Origin of the sequence: Streptomyces luteireticuli (genome assembly GCF_041519305.1) — a bacterium.
GTDB lineage: Bacteria > Actinomycetota > Actinomycetes > Streptomycetales > Streptomycetaceae > Streptomyces > Streptomyces luteireticuli.
Genome location: NZ_CP167927.1, coordinates 841,103 through 867,046, shown reverse-complemented (window position 1 = coordinate 867,046; position 25,944 = coordinate 841,103). Strand labels below are relative to the sequence as shown.

Annotated in this window: 16 protein-coding genes and 1 pseudogene; 10 read left to right on the top strand and 7 right to left on the bottom strand. The window is 72.3% G+C overall.

The genetic code is table 11. The features are described from left to right. Nucleotides 1-185: 185 nt before the first annotated feature. Entirely contained in the window at nucleotides 186-500 is a 315-nt protein-coding gene (locus AB8735_RS03765; protein WP_372411769.1) for a beta/gamma crystallin domain-containing protein, read from the bottom strand. 600 nt (nucleotides 501-1,100) lie between these two features. On the opposite strand from AB8735_RS03765, the gene AB8735_RS03760 reads away from it, so the two are divergent. From AB8735_RS03760 to AB8735_RS03750, 3 genes are read left to right on the top strand one after another with little or no spacing between them, the layout of a single operon-like run. After that, the gene (locus AB8735_RS03760; protein ID WP_372405346.1) at nucleotides 1,101-8,534 is read left to right on the top strand and encodes an SDR family NAD(P)-dependent oxidoreductase; all 7,434 of its coding nucleotides are present in this window, start codon (nucleotides 1,101-1,103) and stop codon (nucleotides 8,532-8,534) included. Beyond that, nucleotides 8,531-9,310, top strand: coding sequence for a thioesterase II family protein (locus tag AB8735_RS03755; RefSeq protein ID WP_372405345.1), 780 nt, complete (start codon nucleotides 8,531-8,533; stop codon nucleotides 9,308-9,310). Before AB8735_RS03760 ends, AB8735_RS03755 begins: the two co-directional genes overlap by 4 nt. Then, nucleotides 9,307-10,869, top strand: a complete 1,563-nt coding sequence (locus AB8735_RS03750; protein WP_372405343.1) for an MFS transporter — start codon at nucleotides 9,307-9,309, stop codon at nucleotides 10,867-10,869. The genes AB8735_RS03755 and AB8735_RS03750 overlap by 4 nt, the downstream gene beginning before the upstream one ends. Nucleotides 10,870-10,891: 22 nt before the next feature. Here the strand turns inward: AB8735_RS03750 and AB8735_RS03745 are convergent, their stop codons facing one another. The 3 genes from AB8735_RS03745 to AB8735_RS03735 form a co-directional block, all read right to left on the bottom strand. Then, nucleotides 10,892-12,037 (bottom strand): agmatine deiminase family protein, encoded by a 1,146-nt coding sequence (locus AB8735_RS03745; protein ID WP_372405341.1) that lies wholly within the window; start codon nucleotides 12,035-12,037, stop codon nucleotides 10,892-10,894. A gap of 131 nt (nucleotides 12,038-12,168) precedes the next feature. Next, nucleotides 12,169-13,263 carry an agmatine/peptidylarginine deiminase gene (locus AB8735_RS03740; protein WP_372405340.1) on the bottom strand — a complete coding sequence of 365 codons (1,095 nt, stop codon included), beginning with the start codon at nucleotides 13,261-13,263 and terminating at the stop codon, nucleotides 12,169-12,171. Between the two features lie 297 nt (nucleotides 13,264-13,560). Beyond that, complete coding sequence (locus tag AB8735_RS03735; RefSeq protein WP_372411768.1) at nucleotides 13,561-14,118, bottom strand: TetR/AcrR family transcriptional regulator; 558 nt, start codon at nucleotides 14,116-14,118, stop codon at nucleotides 13,561-13,563. A 178-nt stretch (nucleotides 14,119-14,296) separates the two neighbouring features. On the opposite strand from AB8735_RS03735, the gene AB8735_RS03730 reads away from it, so the two are divergent. Further along, nucleotides 14,297-14,539: a hypothetical protein gene (locus AB8735_RS03730; RefSeq protein WP_372405338.1), complete on the top strand. Its 243-nt coding sequence runs from the start codon at nucleotides 14,297-14,299 to the stop codon at nucleotides 14,537-14,539. A gap of 735 nt (nucleotides 14,540-15,274) precedes the next feature. Next, a complete protein-coding gene (locus AB8735_RS03725; RefSeq protein ID WP_372405337.1) occupies nucleotides 15,275-17,254 on the top strand; it encodes an FUSC family protein in 1,980 nt (659 codons plus the stop codon). A 146-nt stretch (nucleotides 17,255-17,400) separates the two neighbouring features. Here the strand turns inward: AB8735_RS03725 and AB8735_RS03720 are convergent, their stop codons facing one another. After that, nucleotides 17,401-18,624 carry a sensor histidine kinase gene (locus AB8735_RS03720; protein ID WP_372405336.1) on the bottom strand — a complete coding sequence of 408 codons (1,224 nt, stop codon included), beginning with the start codon at nucleotides 18,622-18,624 and terminating at the stop codon, nucleotides 17,401-17,403. Beyond that, nucleotides 18,621-19,274, bottom strand: coding sequence for a response regulator transcription factor (locus AB8735_RS03715; protein ID WP_372405335.1), 654 nt, complete (start codon nucleotides 19,272-19,274; stop codon nucleotides 18,621-18,623). Before AB8735_RS03715 ends, AB8735_RS03720 begins: the two co-directional genes overlap by 4 nt. 166 nt (nucleotides 19,275-19,440) lie before the next feature. Here AB8735_RS03715 and AB8735_RS03710 point away from each other — a divergent pair, with 166 nt between their 5' ends. The 4 genes from AB8735_RS03710 to AB8735_RS03695 are packed head-to-tail and all read left to right on the top strand — an operon-like array spanning nucleotide 19,441 to nucleotide 23,187. Then, nucleotides 19,441-20,007, top strand: coding sequence for a hypothetical protein (locus AB8735_RS03710; RefSeq protein WP_372405334.1), 567 nt, complete (start codon nucleotides 19,441-19,443; stop codon nucleotides 20,005-20,007). Beyond that, complete coding sequence (locus AB8735_RS03705) at nucleotides 20,004-21,209, top strand: peptidoglycan-binding protein (RefSeq protein WP_372405332.1); 1,206 nt, start codon at nucleotides 20,004-20,006, stop codon at nucleotides 21,207-21,209. Before AB8735_RS03710 ends, AB8735_RS03705 begins: the two co-directional genes overlap by 4 nt. Further along, nucleotides 21,206-21,982 (top strand): ABC transporter ATP-binding protein, encoded by a 777-nt coding sequence (locus AB8735_RS03700; RefSeq protein WP_372405331.1) that lies wholly within the window; start codon nucleotides 21,206-21,208, stop codon nucleotides 21,980-21,982. The genes AB8735_RS03705 and AB8735_RS03700 overlap by 4 nt, the downstream gene beginning before the upstream one ends. Next, a complete protein-coding gene (locus AB8735_RS03695; protein WP_372405330.1) occupies nucleotides 21,979-23,187 on the top strand; it encodes an ABC transporter permease in 1,209 nt (402 codons plus the stop codon). The genes AB8735_RS03700 and AB8735_RS03695 overlap by 4 nt, the downstream gene beginning before the upstream one ends. Before the next feature lie 162 nt (nucleotides 23,188-23,349). On the opposite strand, the gene AB8735_RS03690 is transcribed toward AB8735_RS03695, so the two are convergent. Next, the gene (locus tag AB8735_RS03690; protein WP_372405329.1) at nucleotides 23,350-24,573 is read right to left on the bottom strand and encodes a 2,4-dienoyl-CoA reductase; all 1,224 of its coding nucleotides are present in this window, start codon (nucleotides 24,571-24,573) and stop codon (nucleotides 23,350-23,352) included. A 141-nt stretch (nucleotides 24,574-24,714) separates the two neighbouring features. Between AB8735_RS03690 and AB8735_RS03685 the strand changes: the two are divergent. Beyond that, nucleotides 24,715-25,920: pseudogene (locus AB8735_RS03685) on the top strand (RNA-guided endonuclease InsQ/TnpB family protein). The last annotated feature ends 24 nt before the right edge of the window (nucleotides 25,921-25,944 follow it).

Here is a 25,944-nt window from a genome sequence, read left to right as displayed (position 1 = left end):
AAAGCAAACCGGTGCCGGCCACGCCCGAAAGGCATGGCCGGCATCGGCGGGCCGACTGCGAACAGGAATCCCCCTGCGGGAAATGGTGATTGCGGGAAATGACGATGCTCGACCGGGAATCGACGGTGCCCGGAGTCGGACAGCCGGTGAATTGAACTGTCCCGGGCAGTCGCCCTCTTGCTCCGTCAGAGGATTTCGATGGCGTCGACCTTCGGCGGACGGTTCGGGAAGGTGATCTCGTGCCACCGCTCGATTTTCACCGAGTCGCCATTGGCGTCGTAGTAGATCAAGTCGTTGTTCCCCGTGGAGATCTTGTCGACCCACCAGCCGCCGAAGTTGGTCTTCCCGGCGTTCGCGTAGCAGTCCACGCTCTGGCTTCCGCTGTTGTGCGACCAGATCTTCAAGAAGTTCTCGCCACCGCGGCAGGTGACGTGGTCGATGGCGAAGGCGTTGCCGGTCGGCACGGCCGCGGTGAACGCGGCGGCCGCGGCGAACGCCACGGCCACGGAACGCGCGACCCTCTTCGCCTTTGACAGGGCAAGTTCTCCTTAATTCGAATGTCGAACCGGGAGTTCACTTCTCGACCACCCATGGGTGGTGTTGTGCTGGAGGGGTGACCCGCCGGATCAGGCCGAACCCGCCTGCGCTGCGCGGTACAGGGGGGTGCTTGCGGACCGTTCGGGCTCCGGAAAGTCCCCCGTCGTGCGGACCCGGGCTACGCTCCCCGGCCCGTCCGACTCGACGAACGAGGACCGCCGGGCGCAGTGGGATTTCGTCAGGAACGGCTGCCGTGGACGGATCGCCGGACTTACCCGGCTACGCACCCGCGGTAGTCGGAGCGGCCGCCGCCGGGCCGGGCGTCGCCGCCGCCGGGCCCGGCAGCCGGGCGGTTCACCTCGGGGTTCCGGACGTGCCGGGTTGCCTCGACGCGCCCCGCCGGGGATCGCCCACGGGAAACCGGGGCCTCGACCGCCTCCCCCTGGGGAGTTCATATGAATTTTTGCTGATGGCGGATCAACGGTCCGCCCCGCCATGGATGCGTCCTCCGCCGAGCAGACAGAACGACATGTGCCTGGCTGGCTCGGACCCGGAGGTGGCGCGTGACGGTGTCGGGTGACGCGGTGGCGGTGGTCGGGGTGGGGCTGCGGTTCCCCGGCGGCATCTCCTCGCTGGACGGGCTGTGGGACGCCCTGGCCGAAGGCCGTGACCTGGTGGGCGAGGTGCCTCCGGACCGGTTCGACGTACGGCGGTTCTGTATGCCCGGAGAGCCGGGGGCGCTGCGGCCCGGCAAGTCGTACACCACCGCGGGCGCCTTCCTCGACGACGTGACCGGCTTCGACGCCGGGTTCTTCGGCATGGCACCGAGGGAAGCCGCCCGGGTGGACCCCCAGCAACGGCTGGCGCTGGAATGCGCGGTGGAGGCGCTCGACGACGCCGGTATCGACCCGGCGCACCTGGCGGGCGGTGACACCGCCGTGATCATCGGGGTGGCCACCCATGACTTCGCCGACCTCCAGCAGTACCGGCCACGGGGCGTGAGCCCCTACACGATGAGCGGCGCGGCCAACTGCAACGCGGCCAACAGGATTTCCTACGCGCTCGACCTGCACGGGGCATCACTGGTCGTCGACACCGCCTGCTCCTCCGCGCTCAGCGCCGTGCACCAGGCATGTGAGGCGCTGCGCACCGGACGCAGCCGCCTGGCCCTCGCGGGCGGGGTCAACGTGCTCCTCAGCCCGAACTCCTTCGCGGGGTTCTCGATGGCGGCCATGCTCTCGCCGACGGGGCGGTGCCGGCCCTTCGCCGCGGCCGCGGACGGCTTCGTACGCGCCGAGGGCGCCGGGGTGGTCGTCCTCAAGCCGCTGGCGCAGGCCCTGGCGGACGGGGACCGGGTGCACGGGGTGCTCGTCGCCGGCGGGGTCAACGCGGACGGCCGCACCGAGGGGCTGGCGCTGCCCAGCGCGCGGGCCCAGGCCGCACTGTTGCGCCAGGTGTACGACAGGGCCGGCATCGCCCCGCGCGAGGTGGCGTACATGGAGGCGCACGGCACGGGGACGCAGGCCGGGGACCCGGTGGAGTGCCGGGCCCTGGGCGAGGCGCTGGGCCGTCACCGGGAGGATGGCGGTCCGCTGCCGGTGGGGTCCGTGAAGTCGAACCTGGGTCACCTGGAGGCCGCAGCCGGTATGGCGGGGCTCTTCAAGGCGATGCTGGTGCTGCGGGAGGGCCGGATCCCGGCCACGCTGCACAGCGAACCGGTGAACGAGGCCATCGACTTCGCCGGTCTGGGGCTCGAACCGGTGCCGCACGCCAGGCCGTTGACGCCCATGGGGCGCGGCGTCGTGGGCGTCAACTGCTTCGGATTCGGGGGCGCCAACGCCCATGTCGTCGTGGCCGCCGCTCCGCAGCCGTCCGTGCGGCCCGCGAGCACCGGCCCCGGGGGACGGGTGCCTCTGGTGGTCAGCGCGCGGACCCCGGCCGCGCTGGCCGAGGCCGCCGGGCAGTGGGCCGACTTCCTGGAGGCCGGGGACGGCTCACAGTCCTGGTATGACGTGGCGTACACGGCCTGTCGACGGCGCGGTCGGCGCGAGGAGCGCTTCGCCGTCCTCGCCCCGGACGCGCGGGAAGCGGCCGGGCGGCTGCGGGACTTCGCCGCGGGGGAGGCGGTGCCGGGAGGGGCACGGGCCCGGGCGGTCGAGCGGGGCAGGGTCGGCTTCGTCTTCTGCGGCAGCGGCGCGTCGTGGCCCGGCATGGGGCGTCAACTCCTCGCGGAAGACGCGGCCTTCCGGGCGGAGGCCGAGGCCGTGGATGCCCAACTGGCCCCGCTGATGGGCTTCTCGGTGCTCGAAGCGCTCACCGGACCCGACGACGCGCACGACTGGGGGACCACGGAGGTGGCCCATCCGCTGCTCTTCACCGTGCAGGCGGGCCTGGTGGCCGCGCTGGGTGCGCGCGGCATCCGCCCCCATGCGGTGTGCGGCCACAGCGTGGGCGAGGTGGCGGCCGCCTACGCCGCGGGTCTGCTGGAGCGCGCGGCGGCCTGCCGGGTGATCGCGGCGCGGAGCCGCGTCCAGGCCCCGACGGCCGGAGCGGGCCGGATGGCCGCCGTCGGCCTGGGTGCCGACGAGGCCGACGGACTCCTGCGCGACGAAGGGCTGGCGGACCTGGTGGTCGTCGCCGGCATCAACGGAGCGCGGGACGTGACGCTCGCGGGGGACGCCAAGGCGCTGCAACGCGTCGGCGAAGTGCTGGCCGCCCGCGGGGTGTTCGTCCGCGACCTGGGACTGGATTACGCCTTCCACAGCCCCGTCATGGACGGTTGCGAACAGCCGCTGAAGGCGGCCCTGGGGGACCTGGAGACGGAGGACGGGCGACTGCCGCTGGTGTCCACCGTCACCGGCGACGTGGCCGGGCCGCGGAGCACGGACGCCGGGCACTGGTGGCGCAACGTCCGTGAACCCGTACGGTTCTCCGCCGCGATCGACACACTGACCGGCGAGGGCGTGGACTGCGACATCCTGGTGGAGATCGGCCCGCACCCCGTGCTGGGCACGTATCTGCGCCGGATGACGGCCGACGGAGGGCTGCGGCGGGCCGTCGTGCCCACGATGAGTCGGGCCACTGCCGGCCCCGGAGCGCTGGACACCGCCCAGGCCCATCTCCTGGCGGCCGGCGCGCGCATCGACTGGGACGTGTGCTTCCCCGACCCCGGGCGGGTGACGGAGCTGCCGCCCTACCCCTGGCAGCGCGAGCGGCACTTCCACGGCGAACCCGGCTGGTGGCCCGGCCCGGAGGCGAGCTCCCACCCGCTGCTGGGCGGCCGGCAGCCGACCGCCGCCCCGCTCTGGGAACTGGAGGTCGAGCCGCACCGGCAGAAGTGGCTGGCCGACCACAGGATCGGCACCGCAGTGGTGTGGCCCGCCACCGGCTATGTGGACATGGCCCTGGGTGCAGGGAGGGAAATCCTCGACGGCCCCGTCGAGTTGACCGGACTGGTCATCCCCCGGGCGATGACCGTGCCGGTGGACGACCTGACCATGGACGTACGCGTCCAGACCGCCGTCGGCGAGGCAGGCCGGATCACCGTCTCCAGCCGCAGCGGGGAGGGCGGGGAGACCTGGATCGAGCACGCCCGCGGCCGGGTGCGCCGACTGGAACGCGACCGGCCGGCCGCCCTCGACCCCGCTGCCCTGGCCACCCGCATGACCGGCCGCCACGACGGCGCCGAGCACTACGCCCGGTGCGCACGGTTCGGCATCCCCTACGGCCCGGCATTCCGCGTGCTGACGGACCTGTACACCGGCGACCGCGAGGCCCTGGCCCGCTACGGCTCCGATCTGTCGGGGGAGGACGGCCACTTGGCGCACCCCGCCGTGCTCGACGGCGCGATGCAGATGCCCATCCTCTTCCGGGGAGACGCCGCGTCCCTGCCGGAGCCGCTGCTGCCGGCGGCCATCGCCACCGTCCGCTGCTGGCAGCCCCTGCCCGCGACCGGCTGGATGCACGCCCGCCTGCACGCCCTGACGGACCACGAAGCGCTCTGGGACGTCCAGGTGACCGACGACGCGGGAGCGGTGGCGCTCGAACTGCTGGGCTGCCGCGCCCGCCGCTACACCGCCGCCCGCCCGACCCGGCCCTTCTCCCTGACCGAGGCCGTACGGGCAGCGCCCCTGCCGGGTACCCCCGCGACACCCTCCCCGCTGCCCGTCCCCAGCGCGGTCCTCGAAGCCTGCGAGGAGCCGGCCCCGCACGGCCGGAGCAGGCCGGACTTTTCGCACCGGCGCCGGCGACTGCTGGAGATCACGGCGCACTTCACCGCCGAGGCAGTGGGTGAACTGCTCCCCAGCACCGGGAAGTTCACCCTCGACCACCTGTACGCCGCCGGCGTCGACCGCGGGTACGCCCTGTTGCTGCGCACGCTGCTGGACACCGCCGCCCGGACGGGCCCGCTGGAGGCGACCGGGCCAGGATGCTGGCGGCGGACCCGCGAGCCGCGCCCCCGGCAGCTGTTCCGGGAGTTCCTGCGTGACTCGCCCGGCGACGCGGCATTCGCGTACCTGAGCGGGGTGTGCGGGCGCCACCTGGCCGACGTCCTGCGCGGTACGACGGATCCGCTCTCCCTGCTGTTCGGCGAGGCCGATCCGCTGGTGGCCCGGGTGTACGACGCCGCGGCCGAGTCGCGCGTCTCCAACCTCGCCGCACGCCGACTGCTGCGCGCCGCCACGTGCGGCTGGCCCGGTGGCCGGCCGCTGCGCGTGCTGGAGGTCGGTGCGGGGACGGGCGGGCTGACAGCCTCACTCCTTCCCCTCCTGCCGGCCGGGACGGCGCACTACACCTTCACCGACATCAGTCCGGCCTTCTTCCCCGCGGCCCGGGACCGCTTCGCCGCCTTCGACTTCGTCCGCTACGAACGCCTGGACCTGAACGAGGACCCCACCGAACAGGGCTTCCCGCCCTCTTCGTTCGACATCGTCATCGCCGCGAACGTCCTGCACGCCACCCGGGACGTCACGTCGGCGCTGCGTCGGCTGGCCGGGCTCCTGGCCGACGGCGGCCACCTGCTGGCACTGGAACAGCACGATCTGCCGCTCATGGCACCGATCTTCGGCCTCCTGCCGTCCTTCTGGGAACGTGCCGACCCCGCTCTCCGCCCCGACGGCCCTTTCCTCGACCCGGCGCAGTGGCGCACCGTCATGAAGAGCTGCGGCTTCCACGACATCGTCGCGCCGTCGGCCCTGCGTGAACACGGGGACTTCGCCTCGGTGTTCCTCGCCGCCCGCTCCCCGCGCACCGGCACCTCCGGCCGGGCCCCGGCGGCCACCGGGCCGGGGCAGGGCGAGGGCACCCGGCGCTGGTCGGTCGTCGGCGAGCCCGCTGCACCGGAGTTGAGGGAGGTGCTGGCGGCGACGGTCGCCGCGCTCCGCGCGGAACACGGCGAGGACAGGGTGCGCCTCGTACCGGCCGGGAACGGCGCGGGCGCACTCGCCGGGGCCACGGACATCGTCGTCCCGGTCGACGGGTCCGCGGTGCCGTCCGACGGTCCGCTCCGGCTCACCGAGGACGCCGTCGGACGCCTGGGAGCGGTACGCGACCTCGCCCGGGCCCTCCCGGTGGACGACGCCGCGCCCCGGCGCACGGTCTGGCTCCTCACCCGCGCCCAAGGCCCGGACCCGAGCCTCTTCCCGGCGGCCGGCGCCCCCGCGGCGGTGTGGGGTGCGGCGAGGACCTGGGGCAACGAGCGTTCCGACCTGACGATCCGCAGGGTCGCCCTGACCCTGGCGGGCGCCCCGGAGGAGGCCGCGGCCGTCGCCGGTCACCTGCTCCGGGAAATGCGTCATGTCCCGGCGGACGACGAGGTGTTCCTCACCGCCGACGGAAGGTTCGTCCCCCGGGTCGGCCCCCGGCCCGCACCGCTCCCCGCGCAGGGGAACACGGCGGACGCCCCCTACGCCCTGACCCTGAGCAACCCCGGACTGCGCTACCGCCTCGCCTGGCGGCCCGCCGTCCTCACCCCGCCCGGCCCGGGGCAGGTCGTCCTCGACGTGGCCGCGGCCGCCCTGAACTACCGCGACATCACCACTGCGACGGGCATGACGCCCGCCCCCTACGCGAACCGCCCCTCCCCGGGCGGGGAATGCGCCGGCACGGTACGTGCCGTGGGCCCCGGCGTCACCCACCTCGCTCCCGGCGACCGCGTCTGCGGACCGGTCCTCGGCGGCGGCCTGGCCTCGCGCACCCTCGCCGACGCCCACCTCCTCGTCCCCGTGCCCGGGCACATGGGCCTCGCCGAGGCCGTCACCCTGCCCGTGGCCTTCCTGACGGTGCACCATGGCCTGGGGCAACTGGCCCGGCTCGCGGCGGGCGAGACCGTCCTGGTGCACGGCGCCGCCGGCGGGGTCGGGCTGGCCGCCCTCCAGTACGCACGGAACATCGGAGCCCGGGTGATCGCCACCGCGGGCAGCGCGGCCAAACGGGACCTGCTCCACCTGCTGGGCGTCGACGACGTCCTCGACTCGCGCAGCCTGCGCTTCGCCGACCAGATCATGGACCTCACCGACGGCGCGGGCGTCGACGTCGTACTCAACTCCCTGGCAGGCGAGGCCATGATCCGTGGCCTGGACGTCCTCGCACCGCACGGCCGCTTCGTGGAGCTGGGCATGCGGGACTTCCTGGCCGACAACGCCCTCCCGCTGGCCGCCTTCCGCAGGAACCTCGCCTTCTTCGGCGTCGACCTCACCGCCGTGCTGACCGACCCCCTCCGCTCGCGTCCCTGCCTCGAAGCACTCCGCAAAGCCCTGCACAGCGGCAGCATCCGCCCCCTGATGCACCGCACCTATCCCGCCGACGCGGTCCACGAGGCGTTCGACCGGCTCCAGCACTCCCGGCACACCGGCAAGATCGTGATCACCTTCGACGGGCCGTCGCCCCTGCCCGTCCCGTCCGAGCACGTCGCACCCGACCCGGAGGCCACCTATCTGATCACCGGCGGGCTCGGCGGGCTCGGCGCGGCCACCGCCCGGCACCTCGCGGACCGCGGCGCCCGCCATCTGACCCTGCTGAGCCGCCGCGGACGCCGGGCACCCGAGGCCCCCGCCCTGCTGGCCGACCTCGAACAGCAGGGGGCGGAGGTCACCGTCCACGCCATGGACGCGTCCGACGAACGCGCCCTGCGGGCCGTGTTCGCGGCCGTCGACGCCTCGGGCCGACGGCTGGCCGGAGTCGTCCACGCGGCCCTGGACCTGCGGGACACCGAACTCCCCGAGTGCGACGACGAACTTCTGCGTACCGTCCTCACCCCCAAGATGACCGCCGGCCATCTGCTGGACGACCTCACCCGCGACCGGGACCTCGACTTCTTCGTCGTCTACAGTTCCGCCGCCGCGATGCTGGGCAATGTCCGCCAGGCCCCCTACGCCGCCGCCAACCTCGCGCTGGAGGCGATGGTGCGCGAGCGCCGGCGGGCCGGGCTCCCGGCCCTGGCCGTCGAATGGGGCGTCATCAGCGACACCGGCTACGCCCGGCGCGCCGGCCTGGTACGGCCCGAACTGGGCATGGGCGGGATGACCGCGGGGGAGGCCCTGACGGAGCTGGACCTCCTGCTCGCCCGCCCGGACGCGGACGTGGTGGCCGTCGGCCGCTTCGACTTCGGCGCCCGGATCCGCCTGCTGCCCACCCTGACCGCGCCGCGTACCGCGACCCTGGCACCGGCCGACAGCGGCACCGGCACCGTGCAACTGAGGGAGAGCCTGCGGCACGCCCCTCCGGAAAAAGCGACCGCTCTCCTCCACGAGGCGCTCACCGGCCTGGTCGCGCAGGTCCTCCAGACCACCCCCGAACGCGTCGAGCTCCACCGCCCCTTGTCCCAGCAGGGCGTGGACTCCCTCATGGCCTCCGAACTCGCCGGGCGGCTGCGGGAGTACCTGGGCTGTGAGATCTCCGCCGTCGAACTCACCGGAGCCACCACCCCCGCCTCCCTCGGCACCCGCATGCTCACCCGCCTGGCCGTCAGCGCCCAACGGTCCGCGGAAGCCCCATGAATTCCGGCCCCCGACTCGTCCCCCTGGCCTCCCGGCCCGACGCCGCCCTGCGCCTGTACTGCTTTCCGCCCGGCGGACACGGCCCCGGCTTCTACGCGCCCTGGACCCGGCATCTGCCCGGACCGGACCTGCGCGCCGTGGAACTGCCGGGCCGGGCAACCCTGGCCGGGCAGCCCTCGTGGACCGACCCGAACCGGGTGACCGCGGCGGTGGCCGGCCTGGTCGCCGGGCAGGACGACGGGCGGCCGTACGCCCTGTTCGGCCACTCCATCGGTGCCCTGCTGGCCTGGGAGACCGCACGCCGCCTGCACCGCACCGGGCACCGCCCACCGGCCCTGGTCGCCGTGTCCGCCCTGCCCGCCCCCCATCTCGGCAGCTATGTGGGCACCTTCAGCAGGATCCTGCTCGACGCCGGGCACAGCGTCCCCCACCTGCTCGGTCTGACCGGCCTTCCGGCCGCGTCGGTTGCCGGTCCACCCGACCAACTCGCCCGGTTCCTCCCGCCCTTGCTCGCCGATGTGCTGCTCATCTGGCACCACCGCCACTGCGACGAAGAACCCCTGCCGGTCCCGCTGGCCCTGTACGGAGGCGACGCCGACCCCCTCGTCCCGTCCGATCAACTACCGGAGTGGAACGATCTGGTCGTCACCCCCGCCACTCCCGTCCTCTTTCCCGGACGCCACATGTACCCCGTCGAACAGCCCCAGTCGCTGACCGCGCGACTCGCCCGCGATCTGAGCGCCGCCCTGCCGCCACGGCGGAACAACTCCTCATGACAGAACGACTCCTCATGACAGGACGGCCACCCGCCCCCGCCCGGCGGTGGGCCGCCGCCGGCACCGTCTGCCTCGGACTGTTCCTCCTGGGCATGGACCTCACCGTGCTCAACGTCGCCGTCCCCGACCTGGAGCGCCGCCTGCACCCGACCACCGCCCAGGTGCAGTGGATCGTCGACGGGTATGCCCTCGTCCTCGGCGGCCTCGTCCTGGCCACCGGCGGCGTCACCGACCGCATCGGCCGCCGCCTCGCCTACGTCACCGGAACCACCGTGTGCGCGGCGGCCTCCGCCCTGGGCGCCTGCGCGGGCACCCCGGGACAGGTCATCGCCGCCCGCGCGGGCATGGGCGCGGGAGCGGCCCTCCTCATGCCCGCCACCCTCTCCATCCTCACCAACCTTTTTCCCGAACCGGCCCTCAGACGGCGGGCCATCGCCCTGTGGACGGCCGTGGCCGGACTGGGCATCCTCACCGGGCCCGTGGTCGGCGGCGCCCTGGTCGAACAGCACACCTGGCGCGCCGGGTTCTGGATCAACCTGCCGGTCGCCCTCCCCGCCGTCGTGCTGGCCCTCCTGCTCGTCCCCGAGAGCCGCGCGCCCCGTACCGACCGCATCGACGTGGCCGGCACCCTGCTGTCCGCCGCCGCGCTCACCACCCTCGTCTGGGCCATCATCGAGGCACCCACCCTCGGCTGGACCGGCCCCTGGGTGCTCGCCGCCTTCGGCGTCGCGGCCGTCCTGCTCGGGGCCTTCGTCCTGTGGCAGCACCGCGGCCCCGCCCCGCTGCTCCCACTCTCCCTGCTGCGCGACCGGCGCATCGGCGGCGGCACCACCGCCCTGGCGCTGATGGCCTTCTCCCTCTTCGGCTCCCTCTTCGTCCAGACCCTCTATCTGCAGGGCGTTCTGGGCTTCACTCCCTGGCAGGCCGGCCTGCGCACCCTGCCGCAGGCCGTCGCGATGTCCGCCGGCGCCATGGTGGCGCCGGTGCTGCTGAGCAGGTACGCGGAGAAACTCCCCGTCGTCCTGGGCCTGTTGGCCATCGCGGCGGCCTTCGCCTATCTGACCGGCACCACCACCGACTCGACGTACTCCCGGCTGGCCGTCGTCCAGTTCGTCGCCGGATTCGGGGCCGGGCTGGCTGCGACCGCCGGTACGGAATCCGTGATGAGCGCCATCACTCCCCAACGGGCCGCCCTCGGCTCGGCCATCAACGACGCCACCCGACAGGTGGGCGCCGCGCTCGGGGTGGCCGTCCAGGGTTCCCTGCTGGCCACCGTGTACACCGACCGCCTCACCGCCCGGCTGGGCGCTCTCGCGTCCGTGCCGGGCGCCCACCGGCCCGGGGCGGCCGGACTGCCCGGGGCCTTCGATCCGGGCGGCGGCACCCTGCCACCGACCGCGCGTACGGCGCTGGCCGATGCCGCACGGCGGTCCTTCGTCGACGGCATGACCACCACCGCGGCCGTCGTGGCGGCCGTCGTCCTGGTCACCGCGGTGGCGGCCGCCTGGTGGCTGCCGGGACGCCGGCGGCAGAGGCGGCCGACGCCCCGGGCGCGGTAGTGCTCCCCGTTACTTGGCCGGGCTACTTGGCCGGCTTGCCCGGTTGGTCGTGGGTCGAACAGTGGATGCCGCCGCCGCCCGAGGCGATGGTGTCGATCTTCACCTGTACGACGTCGCGTTGGGGGAACTGGTCCTGCAGGATGCCCTTCGCGCGATCGTCGGCCCTGGCGTCGCCGAAGCGGGGCATGAACACCGCGCCGTTGGCGATGTAGAAGTTCGCGTAGGTGGAGACGAAGGCGTCGCCCCTGCCGGTGATCCTGTCGAGGTCGGGCTGGGGCAGGTCGACGACCTCCAGGCGCTTGCCGCGGGCGTCCGTCGCGTCCTTGAGCACGGACCTGGCCTGGTCGGCCGCGCGTGACCAGACGTCCGGAGGACTGTCGGGAAAGGCGCGGTCCACGAGGACGACTCCCGGCGCGGTGAACCGGGCGATGCTGTCGACATGCGCGTCGGTGATGTCCTTGCCGCGCACCCCGGCCGGCCAGATCACCTTCTCGACGCCGAGGCTGCTCTTGATATCGGCCTCGACCTGGTCGCGGCTCTTCCCCCGGTTGCGGTTCTTGTTGACCACCGAGGACTCGGTGACCAGCAGGGTGCCCTTGCCGTCCGTCTCGAAGGAGCCGCCTTCGGCGACCAGCGGGGCCCGGGTGCGCCGGATGTCGTACTTCGCGAGGAGGGTACGGCCGACCCGGGCGTCGTTGCGGTGCTCCTGCTTGTTGCCCCAGCCGTTGAAGTCGAGGTCGACGCCCAGGATGCCGCCGGAGTCCTCGACGAACACGGGCACGGTGTCGCGTGCCCACAGGTCGTCCACCATGAGGGGGATGACCTCGACCCGGGAGCCGCAGACCCGCTGGGCCGCGGCCTGTTGTCCGGGGCGGGCCATCATCACCACGGCCTCGTACTCCGCGATTGCGCGGGCCACGCGCGCGATGTCCTCCCGGACGGACGGCAGTTGATCACGCCAGACCGACTCCAGGGCCGGCCAGGACATGAAGGTGCGGGTGTGGCTGTCCCATTCGGCGCCGAACCGTCGGCCTGTCGTCTTCTGCGAGGCGGAGGGGGAGGCGTCCGGGGTGTCGCGCGGACCGCAAGCCGCTGCGCCGAGGGCAAGAGCGCCAATGCCGGCGAGAGAGCGCAGGACGTTGCGGCGGGATGCGGGGGGACGGGGCACGGAGAACTCCGGAATTCGGCTGACGGCCCGTATCCAGGGGGAACCGGTCCTGAATCGTGGCCACTGAGGATGAAGGGGATCCGGCGGTGATGACATATGACGTGTGCGGGCAGGTGCGGGTGTGCAGTTGCCTAAGGAACGGGTTGGTGCATGGTGGAGCAGTGGATTCCACCGCCGCCGTCCATGAGGCGGTCGACGTCCAGTTGGACGACCTCGCGTCCGGGAAACGCCGCGGCCAGGGCCCGGCGGGCCGCTGAATCCGTCCTCGCGTCGCCGAACTGCGCAGTGATCACGCCGCCGTTGACGAGATGGAAGTTGAGATAGGAGTCCACGAAGGCCGAGCTCCGCGACCGTACGGTGTCCGGCCCGTCCACCCGGATCACCTGGAGGCGCCGCCCCTTCGCGTCGGTCGCGGCGGACAGGACGGCGAACTGCTCGCGTGCGTCCTCGGCCCAGACGTCGTTCCGGTCGCGCGGAGGAACCTGCACCATGACGACGCCGGGGCCGACGAAACGGGAGGTGACGTCGATGTGGTCGTCGGTGATGTCCCGGCCGCGCACACCGGGAACCCAGATCATCTTCTCGGCACCGTATGCCGCCAGGACGGCCTTTTCGACATCGTCCCGGCTCATCCCGCGATTACGGTTCTTGTTCACCAGGCTGCTCTCGGTGGCCATCACCGTGCCGTCCCCATCGGTTTCGACGGAGCCGCCTTCCCCGACGAAGTCCGCCTCGGTGAAGCCGATTCCGTTCAAGTCGACGACGGACCGGGCCACTTCGGCGTCGTCGTGATGTATCTGCTTGCGTCCCCACCCGTTGAAGTTGAGACCGACGGCATCGAGGTTCCCGCGGCCGTCGCGCCGGAAGACGGCGCAGGTGTCACGCATCCAGAGGTCGTCCGTGGGGATCGAGTCGATGACGGTGACTCCAGGTCCGCAAGCGGCCCTCGCGGCCTCGGCGGTGGTTCCGTCGGGCGCGCACATGATCACGGGCTCGTATGCCGCGACGGTGCGGGCGATGAGGGCAATGTCCTGTTGGACGCCGCCCAGCCGGCGGCCCCAGACGGACCTTCGCGACGGCCATGACATCCAGGTCCGGGCATGCGGAACATCGTCGGCCGGCACGCGCCAACCGGCACCTCGCGGGCCGTCGGGCAGGGCCCCCGGCGACCGACGCGGACCGAGGAGGGCGGCGAGCAGCCGCTTGCCTGCGGGGAGGTCGTTCATGGGGGCTCCACATCGAATCCATGATTTCGGGCGGTCGCCGACCGTCGGGCCCCTGGTCGGACCGGCTGGCGCAGTGGTCCCGTCGCTGTCGTCCGGAGACGTTCGAAGCGGTCGAGGGGGCGTCATGCCCAGACTCGTCAGGCCACCTCACTGTGACACTGACTGGATTTTCAGTCAACCTCTGTCGTGGCGTCCCCCTCGCCCTGCCGGGGCTCAAGCTCTGCGGGCTCCGACAGGGCTCGCGCTCCGGCCTCGAACGTCGCGGCGGCCGGCACGCATCACGGCGGAAGTGCGCTCCTACCGGTGCCCCAGCCGCTCCAACTCGGCGTCGACGGCGTCCAGTACCAGTTCACGGGCGTGCTCCAGGGGCAGGATGCCGCTGAGCCAACGCATGCTGAGCCCTTCCACCAGTCCCGTCAGCCGCTCCGCGGCGACGGTCAGGCCGGAGGCGGTGGCCATGGGGCATATCCGGCCGAGCAGTGCGGCGATCTCCTGGACCCAGATCAGCGTGGCCCTGGCCAGGTCCTCCTGCAGGTGGGGTTCGAAGATGGCGCTGGCGCGCAGCTCCCCCCACGCCGTGCTGTTCTCCCGGACCATCTCGTCGTCCTGCAGTTCCAGGAGCAGGGCCTGCTCCAGCTCCTGCCGGGGCTCCAGGGGGGCGGCGTCCGGATCGCGGCCGGTGGTGTAGTCCGCGGCGCGGTCGTTGATGAACTCCAAGGTCCGGCGCAGAATGCCGGCCCGGTCCTTGAAGTGGTAGTAGAGGAGCGCGGTGGACACACCGGCCTCGGCGGCCAGCTCCTCCACCCGCAGCCCGCGGACCCCGCGACGGGCGATGACCCGCGCGGCTGCCTCCATGATCGCTGTTTTACGGTCACTCACGGTTACTCACCTTATCTGCCGTCCCGCCTCGCGATCTTTTTGGCCATTGACTGAAAATTCAGTCAGCATCGCTGATGCTCGGCAGCCCATCCGGCCGCCCTGGACGGTCCACCGCGGGCCCGACCCCGTCGTTCCCTCCCGAAGGAATCACAGCATGATCACCGACCGACCCGGCGCGCCGCGTACCTCGGCGGCTCTGGCCGCCGACGCCCGGCGGATCCGCGGCCTGTACACCGCCGAGGTCGTCGACGCGGGCGCCGATGCCGTGATGCCACGGCCGGCGACGGCCTGTGTGCCGGCTCCCTCGCTGCACGAGGTGCTCCGTCGGCACGGTCCTCTGCCGGTGCCGACCGTGCTTCTGCTCATGGCGGGCATTGCGGAAGCGCTGCGGCGGTGAAGGGGAAGGCGTCGACGTTGCAAAGGGTGGTGAACTCTGGCGCCGTACTCGGTGTTGCCGAGGACGGCGATAGTCAAGGGGAGTTGGCGGCGGACGGCGGTCCGCAGGGCCCGGCCCGGCTTCACCCGGGCGGTCGGGTGGCGGCGGGAGCGAGCCTGCATCGCGGTCTTCTCGTCCACGCTGAGCACTGCCGATTGCTGTGGGTGGCGCGGGTGGAGCGCGCAGGTTCCGGCAGCCTCGACGTAGAAGTCGCGATCGTCTGGGCGGGCCGGCCAGTCGCGGACCAGGTGGGCTTGAAGTCCGGTCCGGCCAGGGCCTTGGCCTGTCCCCCCCACCGCATGCCCGAATCGATCTGGTCTTGGCGCACCCGCTTCGTACGGCGTTTCGGTCGAGCCGATGACCAGTTTCTCCGCGACCACCTTCAGCGCGGCGGACTCGTTCGGGCAATCGCCCAGGACCTCGGCGACCATGCGCACCGCACCGCACCGCACCGCACGGCGACGCGGTTCACGTAGGCAGAGGGCGGGTCGTGCTGTGACTCTGCCCCTTGGACGAAATCGAGTCTCCAATCGAGCCGGGGCAGTGCGCCATCGGCTGATGGCGCCGTTCGGGTGCCGGTGCCACCGTGACTGTCACGGCTGCCGTGAGGCCCGGCATTGCGCTGTCAGGATGGCCGGGCCGCCGTGCGTGCGGGGCAAGGGACAGACTCCGGTCGTTGTGGTGGTGGAGGGTGCGTTGGGCTCACGTCGTCGGCTGCCGCGTCTGCCCGGGGGGACGGCCGGTGTGGGGGCGTGGGCGCCGGAGTGGCTGGTGCGCGTGGTGTGGCCGCGGTCGGCGCCGATCCGTTGGGCGGAAGCGGTACACGTCGTGGTGGCCTTGGTCTTCCCGCTCGCGGCGGGGATGTTCGCGGGCAGCGTGGCCGAGGGCTCGGTGGCGTTTTTGGGCGCCTTGGCCGGGTACATCGCCGACCGGAAGGGGCCGCTGCGCAAGCGGGTGACGTACAACGTCCTGGGCTGCTGTTTCGGGCTGGCCGGATGGGTTGTGGGGCTGCGCGTCTCGGCTGCCGCCGGATGGCTCCCCGTTGTCGTCTTCGCGGCGGTCGGCGGGGTGGGTGCGCTGATCAGTGTGGTCAACGGGCTGCTGTCGGCCAGCGGCTTCCTGCTGTTGGTCTTCGCCTGTATCGGTATGGGGACGAGCAACTTGACGCTCGTGCAGGTCCCTGCGCTGCTGCTCTTTGCGGGCGGCGGTGCCTGGGCCACCGCCGTGTCGGTGCTGGTGTGCCTGGTCGACGGCCGGCGCGTGCCGGAACGGCAAGGGGTGGCCGAGGTGTACCGGGCCGTCGGCCGCCTGGTCGGCGCCACCGGCACCGACCGGGTGCCGCGGGCCAGGTCCGAGCTGGTCGACGCGGGCCGCGCGGCGTGGGACACCCTGACGGGGGCGCGTGCCCGCAGCGGCGGCCGCGACGTCGAGTTCCGCCGCCTGGCCGCCCTGCTCAACGCCGCCGTTGTGCTGACCGACGCGGCCGTGCGCGTCGCCCGGACGCGCAGCTCGGCACCACCCGGCTACCAGGCGTGGGCCGACAGCGCGGCCGACGCCGTCCTGCGCGGGCTGACACCCGCAGCTCCACCCGCGCCACCACCCGAGGCAGCCCAGGACACCGCCGTACAACAGCTGCAGTACGCCTGCACCGCCGTCGCGGACCGGCCGGGCCGGCCGACGGGAGAACCCGGCTCCGCGGACTTCCTCCCCACGGTGCCGCCCCCGCTGGGGCAACGGCTCACCGCCCTCGCCGATCGGGTGCTGGGCGGACGCCAGACATGGGAACACGTGGCCCGGATGGCCCTGTGCATGGCCGTGGCCCAAATGGTGGGCTCCGTCACAGACCTGTACCGCTCGTACTGGGTCCTGCTGACCACCGCGATCGTGCTCAAGCCCGACGCCGGCTCGGTCTTCGCCCGCAGCGTGCAACGCTGTCTCGGCACCATCGTGGGCACCGGTATCGGCGCCATGGTCCTGGACCTGGTCCCCACCGGCCCACTGCTGCTGCCCTTCATCACGCTCTACGCGGCCATGCTGCCCATCGCCATGGCCCGCAGCTTCGGCATGTTCGCCATCTTCCTCACCCCCCTCGTCGTCACCATCATCGACATCGGCACCAGAACCGGGGAAAGCCTCTTCGCCGCCCGCATCCTCGACACCACGATCGGATGCGCGATCGCCCTCGTCCCCGGCTACCTCCTGTGGCCCACCACCTGGCGCCCCCGCCTCGGCACCCACACCGGCAAAGCCGCCCGAGCCCTGCACCGCTACCTCGACGACGCACTGGGAACCAACCCCGCACGCGGCCCCGCCGCCCGCCGGCACGCCTACAACACCCTCGCCGACCTGCGCATCGCCCTCCAGCGCACCTTCTCCGAGCCACCCCCCATGTCCACCAGGGCCGCCACCTGGTGGCCCGTCGTCGTACAGCTGGAACGCACCGCCGACGCCATCACCGTCACCACCGCACACTGCGCCGGAGGCTGCGCCGCCGACCGCCACGCCCTCCACCAGCTCTCCCGGGCACTGGACGAACTGGCAACCGCCCTTGAACGCCACCGCACGCCCAACCTGCCCAACCTGCCGCGCTACGGACTGCTCCACGCCATCACCCAAGAAGCAGAGACTAGTTACCGGGTCATCGCCGCCCTTGAGCCTGCCGGCGACTCTCGATGACGTTGTCGATCCGTGGTCTGTCCGGGGTGCGGGCCGACGTCGGACCGGGAGTACTCCCGGTGTGTGCGGCATGTCGTGGACGAAGCGGTTACTCGCCCCGGACCCCTGTCGGCTTGCTCCGGCGGGGGTCCGTCAAAACATTCCATCTACAGGTCCCCGGAGCCGAGTTCGGCGCGGATGGTGAGGCCGCCCTCGGGGTTGGGATGGGCGTGTACGCCGCCGTGGTGGGCGCTGGTGATGGCGCGTACGACGGCCAGGCCGAGGCCGGCGCCCTTGGTGCCGGTGGCCGCTGCGCGGTGGAACGGTTCGAAGAGGGCGGGGATGTGGGCCGGGTCGATGAGTGTGCCGGTGTTGGTGACCTCGATCCAGGCGCCGGATCGTGTCTCGCCGGTGGTGAGGTGGACGTGGCCGCCTGGGTGGTTGTGGCGGACGGCGTTGGTGAGGAGGTTGAGGGCGAGTTGGGCGAGGAGCGCGGGGTCACCGGTGACGGGTGCCGGGTTCAGTTGGGTGCGTACGAGGATGTCGCGTTCGGTGATCTCCGTACGCAGGTCGGCGAGGGCCGTGCGGGCGGTGTCGGCGAGGTCGGAGGGGCGGGCGGTGGTCAGGCCGCTCTCGCCGCGGGCCAGGGCGAGGAGGGAGGTGAGGAGGTTCTCGCTGCGGGTGGTGGCGTCGAGTGCGGTGCGCAGGGCGGGTTCCAGGTCGGCGGGGACGCGGCCCTGGGAGAGGGGGATCTCCAGGGCGGTGCGTTGGATGGTGAGGGGGGTGCGCAGTTCGTGGGAGGCCTGGGCGGTGAAGCGGCGCTGGGCGGTGAAGCTCGCCTCCAGGCGTTCGAGCATGGCGTCGATGGTGTCGCCGAGTCGGCCCACCTCGTCGTGGGGGCCGGTCAGGGTGAGCCGTTCGCCGAGGTGGTTGCCGTTGTTGATGCGGGCGGCGGCTTCGGCGACGTGACCGAGGCGGCGCAGGGAGCGGCGGCTGAACCACCAGGCGACGAGGGCGGCCAGGGCGGTGAAGACGGCCAGCAGGACGAGGGAGTGGGTGAACAGGCCGGTCAGAACGGAGCGTTTGAAGTCCTCGAAGCTGTTGGCGGCAATGGCCTCGGAGCGGACGGCGCCCGGCGGCGGGTGGGCGGGGCCGGTCGGTGCAGGGGATGGGATCACCGGTGCCGAGGTCGGGCGGGGGACCGACGACGGGATGGCGCCGGGCGTGAGCAGGTCGCGGTGGATGGCGATCAGCCGGCGCACGCCCAGCCAGTTCAGCAGGAGCAGGCCGCCGCCGAGGAGCGCGAAGGTGGCGACCGTCGTGCAGGTGAGCCGGGTGCGCAGGGTCAGGCCGCGGTGCGGGCGTGGCGCGGGGGAGGGGGCCGGGTTCACAGGCGGTATCCGAAGCCGGGGTCGGTCGCGATGACCGGGGGGTCGCCGAGTTTGCGGCGCAGTTGGTGGACGGCGACCTTGACCGCGGTGGTGTTCGGGTCGAGGGCGGAGTCCCACAGCTGCTCGAAGAGCTCGCCGGGGTGCACGGGGGCGCCGTCGGCGGCGAGAAGGATCTCCAGGACGCCCAGTTCGCGGGGCGTGAGGCGGAGCGGGGTGCCGTCGCGTTCGGCGGTGCGCCGGACGGTGTCCAGACTGATGCCGCGCCGGGTCAGGACGGTGGCGGCGGGGGCGGGCGCACGGCGGCCCAACGCCCGTAGCCGGGCGACGAGTTCGATGTAGGAGAAGGGCTTGGCGAGGTAGTCGTCGGCGCCGTGGCCGAGCCCGTCGACGAGGTCGGCCAGCGTGCCCGCGGCGGTGAGCATGAGGATGCGGGCCGGGTACCCGGTGGCGTTCAGGGTGCGGCACACGGTGTCACCGCTCACCTGCGGCAGGTCGCGGTCCAGGATGACGACGTCGTACGTCCTGGCGGCCGTCATCTCCAGGGCGCGCGCCCCGTCAGGGGCGATGTCGCACGCCGTGCCCTCGCCCTTGAGGCCGTCGGCGAGCATCGCCGCCAGCTCCGCCTCGTCCTCGACGATCAGTATGCGCATCCATCACTCCGGCCCCTCATGTCCTGCTCTGTCCCCTCCAGGATGCCTTGACGCGGGTTAGCCGCGGGTTAGCCGGATTCTCACCGGTGGCTCACCGCCCGCCCCGTACTTCTTGTGGTGACCGGTCCGGACGTAGCGGGCCGGCAGACCACAGGAGGGGCGTGTCATGCGTTTCAAGGGGTACGGCACCGGGACCGTTCTGGCCACGTGGAGCACGATGACGGCGCTGGCCGTCGCGGCCGTGGTGTCCGTGAGCGGCTGTACGGCGGAGCAGAAGGCGCCCGACGTCGCCGGAGGCGGTGGGGCGAGCGCGAGCGGGAAGCCGAAGGATCAGCGGGCCGTCCGGCAGCAGTGGGTCGACTGCATGCACCAGGAGGGGCAGACCGGAGTGATCATGGGCCCCAAGGGCGAGGTCCAGATCCCTGCGGGTGGGGCCGTGGGCAAGAGCGGCGGCGGCGCCGACAACAGCGCCTACGACCAGGCGGAGAAGACCTGCAACGCCAAGGTGCCGGGCATGCAGCAGGTTCAGGAGCAGGACAAGCAGAAGGCGGTGGACCAGGCGCGCAAGTACGTCGCCTGCCTGCGCGGGAACGGCTATGCGGACGCCCCCGACCCCGACCCCAAGACCGGCGTGATCGTGGTCGACCCCAAGAAGTGGGACAAGGCGAAGTTCGGCGTGGCCGCGAAGGCCTGCACCAAGATTCCCGGCCCCGGCATCCAGGTGGGGTCGTGACTGTGGCCACCGACAACGATGTGACCGCCGACAGCGAACCGACCGCGCAGGATCCCGCGCCGGACGGGGACGGGGACGCCGACTCCGCCGGCCCGCGGCGGAGCCGGCTCCGTCGCAGGCCCGTGATCGTCTCCGCGGTCCTGGTGGCCGCCCTGGCCGCGGGGACCCTGGCCGTCCTCCAGCCCTGGCACGGCGGCTCCGCGCAGACCGGGCACCCGGCAGTCCGCCACACCACCGCCGAGGTCCGGCGCACCTCGCTCGCCGACGGCCTGAAACTGGCAGGACAGCTCTCCTACGGCACCCCGACCGACGTGGTCGCCCAAGGGCACGGCGTCCTCACCGCGCTCCCCAAGGAGGGCGACCGGATCAAAGCCGGGCAGCGGCTGTACGAGGTCGACGGCGCCCCCGTCGTCCTGTTCACCGGCGACCGCCCCTTCTGGCGCGACCTCGCCGAGGGCGTGTCCGACGGCGAGGACGTACGGGAGCTCAAGCGCAACCTCGTCGACCTCGGCCACGCGGACGGCCTGGGGCTGAGCGTGGACGAGAAGTTCACGAAGGCGACCGTCACCGCCGTCAAGCGCTGGCAGAAGGCCGCCGGGCTCAAGCAGACCGGCAAGATCACACTCGGCTCGGTCGTGGCCCTGCCCTCGGCAACGGTACGGGTGCAGCAGGTGCCCGCCCGATTGGGCGCGGCCGTCGGAGCCTCGGCGGTGCTCAAGGTCACCGGCACCGACCTGGTGGCCCGGCTCCAGCCGTCCGACGACCAGGTCTCCCAGTTCCAGCCCGGCGGCAAGGTGACCGTCCGACTGTCCGACGGCACCCAGGTTCCCGGCACCATCCGCACCCTGAACCTGGGCGGCCCGGGCAACCAGCAGGGCAACGGCGGTGGCGGTGGCGGCGACAGCGGCGGAGGGGGCGACACGAGCAAGACGACCGTGACCGTCGCCCTCGACGGCCAGAAGCAGGCGGCGAAGGCAGGCCCTTCCTCGGTGACCGTGACCGTCACCGGCCGGAGCGTCGACGACGCCCTCGTCGTCCCCGTCACCGCCCTGCTCGCGCTGGACGGCGGCGGCTACGGCGTCCAGGTGGCCGGCGGCGGCCGGACCCGGCTCGTCCGCGTCCAGCTCGGACTCGTCGCCAATGCCAAGGCCCAGATCACCGGCGAGATCAAGGCCGGCGACCAGGTGGTGATCCCGTCATGAGCACACTCTTCGACGCATCCGATCGGACAGGTGCGCCACCGGTGCTGGAACTGCGCGGCATCGTCAAGGAGTATCCCGGCAAGCATCCCGGCACGCCCCCCTTGCGCATCCTGCACGACATCGACCTGACCGTGACGCCGGGCGAACTCGTCGCCGTCGTCGGCCCGTCCGGCTCCGGCAAATCCACCCTGCTCGCCCTGCTCGGCTCCCTCGACCGGCCCACCGATGGTCAACTCCTCTTCGAGGGAGACGACCTGACCACCCTCACGGAGCCGGAGGTGGCCGCCCTGCGCGCCCACCGCATCGGCTTCGTCTTCCAGCAGTTCTTCCTCCTGCCCGGCCTCACCACCGTCGAGAACGTCGCCACCGGCCTGCTCTACAGCGGCACCAGCCCCTCGCTGCGCCGCTCACGCGCCATCGAGGCACTGCGCGAGGTCGGCCTCGGCCACCGGCTCGACCATGACCCCAGCCAGCTGTCCGGCGGCGAACAGCAACGAGTCGCCATCGCCCGCGCCCTCGTCGGCCGCCCCGCCCTGCTGCTCGCCGATGAGCCGACCGGAGCCCTGGACATCGCCTCCGGGGCAGCGGTCGTCGAACTGCTGCGCCGCCTGAACACGGCCGGTACCACCGTGATGGTCATCACCCACGACCGTGACCTGGCCGCCTCCTTCCCCCGCCGTGTCGGCATCCAGGACGGCCGTATCGCCTTCGACGAGACCAGCACGCTCCCGGAATCCGGTGGGAGCAACGCCCCTGAGGAGGCGGCCCGTTGAAACGTCGCAGCACCACCACCACACCGCGTCCCACTCGGCTGAGCCCCGCCGACCTGCTGCGCCTGGGTCTGCTCGGCCCGCGCACCCGCCGCCTGCGCTCGGCCCTGTCGGCGCTCGGCATCTCCCTCGGCATCGCCGCCGCCGTCGCGGTCACCGGGATCTCCTCCTCCAACCAGGCGCACCTCCTGGAACGCCTGGACCGGCTCGGCTCGAACGTGATCACCGTGGGCCCCGGCAAGGACGCCGACCAGAAGAAGGTGCCCCTGCCCCCCGAGGCCGAGAAGATGCTCGCCAACATCACCCCCGTCCAGCGGGTCACCGCGACCGGCGACACCACCGCCCACGTCTACCGCAGCGACCTGGTGCCCACCGAGCTGAACGGCAGCATCGCCGTCGAGGCGGCCCGGCTCAACCTCCCGGACGTCCTGCACGCCCGACTGCGCTCCGGCCGCTGGCTGGACACCGCCAGCCAGCACCTCCCCGTCACCGTGCTCGGCGACCAGGCCGCCGGCCGCCTCGGCGTCAGCGCACCCGGCCGGAAGGTCTGGCTCGGCGGCCAGTGGTACGCCGTCATCGGCATCCTGGAACCCAACGAACTCATCCCCGACCTCGACACCTCCGCCCTCGTCGGCTGGCCCCAGGCCACCGCCCACCTGGGCGCCGACGGCACCGCCTCCGCCGTATACGTACAGGCCCACCCCGAGCGGGTCGACGTCGTGCAGTCCGTGGCCGGAGCCACCGCCAACCCCGCCCACCCCACCGACGTCGCCGTCACCCGCCCCTCCGACCTCCTCAAGGCCCGCACCGAGACCCGGAACACCATGACCGGCCTCGTCCTCACGCTCGCCGCGGTCGCCCTCCTCGTCGGCGGCGTCGGCATCGCCAACACCATGGTCGTCGGCGTCATGGAACGCCGTGGCGAGATCGGCCTGCGCCGGGCCCTGGGCGCCCGCAGCGGACAGGTGGCCGCCCAATTCCTCATCGAAGCCGTCCTGCTGGGATTCGGCGGAGGACTCGCCGGAGCCGCCGGCGGCGCCCTCACGGTGTACACCTACGCCGCTGCCCAGGGCTGGCCCGCGAGCGTCCCCCTCTACACCCTTGCCGCAGGCCCCCTCACCGCCGTGCTCGTCGCCACCGCCGCAGGCATCTACCCCGCCCTGCGCGCCGCCCGCATGCCCCCCACCACCGCGCTGCGCGCCGCATGACGCTTTGAGCGGGTCTGGTCCGAAACGGCGTCCGGCGCGAAAATAGAGTCAACTGCGCTGGTCGGCCCGCTGTGGTGAGATCGCTCCCCGCGCCCTGATGAGGGCGCGGGGAGCGGCGCGGTTATGGGCATCAGGGTTGCGTGGTCGCCGAGCGGGAGCTCATCAGGGCAGTACGGCCTGGCCGGCCGCGGCTGCGGTGAGCTTGCCGACGGCGTGCAGCACGGTGCCGAGGCCGGCCCGGGGCTGTGGGGTGCGTCCGGCGGCGATGCGGTGGAACTGCAGGTTGTGCGAGGCGAGTTGGACGAATCCGTCGAGGGGACGGTAGCCGGTGGGGCGCGGTGGTGTAGGCAGGAGGGGTTCGGGCTCGCCCGCGAGGATGCGGGCCGGGTAGTCGGGGACGAACGCCATCGGGCGGGCGATTCCGACGGCGTCGACGGCGCCGTCGCGTACGAGGCGCTCCATGGTGGCGCGGGTGCGCAGACCGCCGGTGAGCATGAGGGGCACGTTGACGCGGTCGCGGACCTTGGCGGCGTAGTCGGCGAAGTAGGGGCCCTGGTGGGGGCCGTGGTGCACGCCTTCCATGGCGGGTTCGGCGTAGTTGCCCCCAGTGATCTCCAGGAGGTCGATGCCGGTGTCGGCGAGCACGGCGGCGACGTCGAGGGATTCGGTCTCGCTCAGGCCGCCGTGCTGGAAGTCCTTGGAGTTGAGCTTGACCGCGATGGGCACGGAGGGGCCGACTGCCTCGCGTACGGCGGTCACGGTTTCCAGCAGGGCTCGGCGGCGGCCCGCCGCGTCGCGGCCGTAGTGGTCGTCGCGGGTGTTGGCGAGTGGGGAGAGGAACTGGGAGAGCAGGTAGCCGTGTGCGGCGTGGATCTGGATGCCGTCGAAGCCCGCAGCGACGGCGAGTTGAGCGGTGCGGGCGAACTGGCGGGTGAGTGCCTGGATGCGCGGGGCGGTCAGTTCGCGCGGGGTGCGAAGGTTGAGGCCGGGGACGGGTTCGCGGGCGGCCGAGGGACCGACGGGCCTGCGGGTGAAGGGGACGGTGGCGACCCGGCCGGGGTGGTTGATCTGCATCCACACCGCCGTGCCGCCGGCATGTGCGGCATCGGCCCAGGCGGTGAAGGCGGGCAGGGCGCGGTCGTCGTCGAGGACGGCGTTGCGGGGTTCGACGAGCCCGTCCCGGTTGATCATGACGTTGCCGGTGATGAGCAGTCCGGCGCCGGAGCGGGCCCAGGTGGCGTAGAGACGGTGCAGGCCGGCGGTGGGCGCTCCGGAACGGGTGGCGAGTTGCTCGCTCGTGCCGGCCTTGGCGATGCGGTTGGCCAGGACCGCCCCGCAGGGAAGGAGCAGCGGTTCGGCGAGCACGGTGGTCGTGGTGTCGGTCATCGGATTCCCTTCGTGGATCCCCCCGGCTTCAGCCGGGGGAGGAATCGAAACTCCTGCGGTGCAGCGGGCTGTGGTTCGGCGTCAGGGCGGATCACAGTGCTCTGGCCCGCAGTTGAGTTCTACCTGTTGTCCTACTAGTTTGTGAGTGTGACTACGGCCTACGTGAAGCGGGCGTTCAAGTACCGCTTCTATCCGACCGATGCGCAGGCAGCCGAGCTGTCGCGCACGTTCGGATGCGTGCGGAAGGTCTACAACATGGCGCTCGCGGCCCGTACGGAAGCGTGGGCGCGGCAGGAGCGGGTCAATTACAACCAGACGTCGGCGATGCTGACCGTATGGAAGAAGACCGAGGAGCTGGCCTACCTGTCCGAGGTGTCCTCGGTCCCGCTCCAGCAGACGCTCCGCCACTTGCAGGGGGCGTTCACCAGCTTCTTCGCGAAGCGGGCCAGGTACCCGCGTTTCAAGTCGCGGAAGAAGTCCCGGGCATCGGCGGAATACACTCGGTCGGCGTTCAAGTTCCGCGACGGCCGGATCACTCTTGCCAAGATGGCGGAACCGCTGGACATCGCCTGGTCCCGGCCCCTGCCTGATGGAATCGAGCCGACCACGGTGACCGTGTCCCGCGACAGCGCGGGACGCTGGTTTGTCTCCATGCTGTGCGACGACCCGTCCGTGAATCCGCTCCCCTCCACGGATGCGGCGGTCGGAGTGGATGTCGGCCTGGACCACCTCCTGACCCTCTCCACCGGGGAGAAGATCACCAACCCCCGGCACGAACGCCGCGACCGCGCCCGCTTTGCCAAGGCCCAGCGGGTCCTGGCGAAGAAGGCCAAGGGAGATGGGGCCAACCGTCGCAAAGCCCGGTTGAAAGTCGCCAGGATCCACGCCCGGATCGCCGACCGGCGCCGGAACCACCTGCACAAGCTGACCACTCGTCTCGTTCGTGAGAACCAAACGATCGTGATCGAGGACCTGACCGTTCGCAACATGGTCAAGAACCGGAGCCTGGCCCGCGCCATCAGCGATGCCGCGTGGGCGGGGTTCCGGAGCATGCTGGAGTACAAGGCTGCCTGGTACGGGCGGGAAGTGATCGCGGTGGACCGCTTCTTCCCCTCGTCCAAGCTGTGCTCCCGCTGAGGCACCCTCGCCGGGACCATGCCCCTGCATGTCCGTGAGTGGACGTGCGGCAACTGCGGCACGACTCACGATCGGGACGTGAACGCGGCATGCAATCTCAAGGCCGCCGGGCTGGCGGTGACAGTCTGTGGAGCTGGTGTAAGACCTCAACGGAGAACTCCGGGCGGGCAGTCGGCGAGGAAGCAGAAACTCCCACGGCGCGAGCCGTAGGAATCCCCCTCCTTTAGGAGGGGG

Bases quoted from the DNA above. Each gene is read 5' to 3' on its own strand.
- AB8735_RS03690 (WP_372405329.1), bottom strand. From the start codon at position 24,573: ATGACCGACACCACGACCACCGTGCTCGCCGAACCGCTGCTCCTTCCC.
- AB8735_RS03735 (WP_372411768.1), bottom strand. From the start codon at position 14,118: ATGGAGGCAGCCGCGCGGGTCATCGCCCGTCGCGGGGTCCGCGGGCTG.
- AB8735_RS03700 (WP_372405331.1), top strand. From the start codon at position 21,206: ATGAGCACACTCTTCGACGCATCCGATCGGACAGGTGCGCCACCGGTG.
- AB8735_RS03750 (WP_372405343.1), top strand. From the start codon at position 9,307: ATGACAGAACGACTCCTCATGACAGGACGGCCACCCGCCCCCGCCCGG.
- AB8735_RS03755 (WP_372405345.1), top strand. From the start codon at position 8,531: ATGAATTCCGGCCCCCGACTCGTCCCCCTGGCCTCCCGGCCCGACGCC.
- AB8735_RS03740 (WP_372405340.1), bottom strand. From the start codon at position 13,263: ATGAACGACCTCCCCGCAGGCAAGCGGCTGCTCGCCGCCCTCCTCGGT.
- AB8735_RS03730 (WP_372405338.1), top strand. From the start codon at position 14,297: ATGATCACCGACCGACCCGGCGCGCCGCGTACCTCGGCGGCTCTGGCC.
- AB8735_RS03710 (WP_372405334.1), top strand. From the start codon at position 19,441: ATGCGTTTCAAGGGGTACGGCACCGGGACCGTTCTGGCCACGTGGAGC.
- AB8735_RS03715 (WP_372405335.1), bottom strand. From the start codon at position 19,274: ATGCGCATACTGATCGTCGAGGACGAGGCGGAGCTGGCGGCGATGCTC.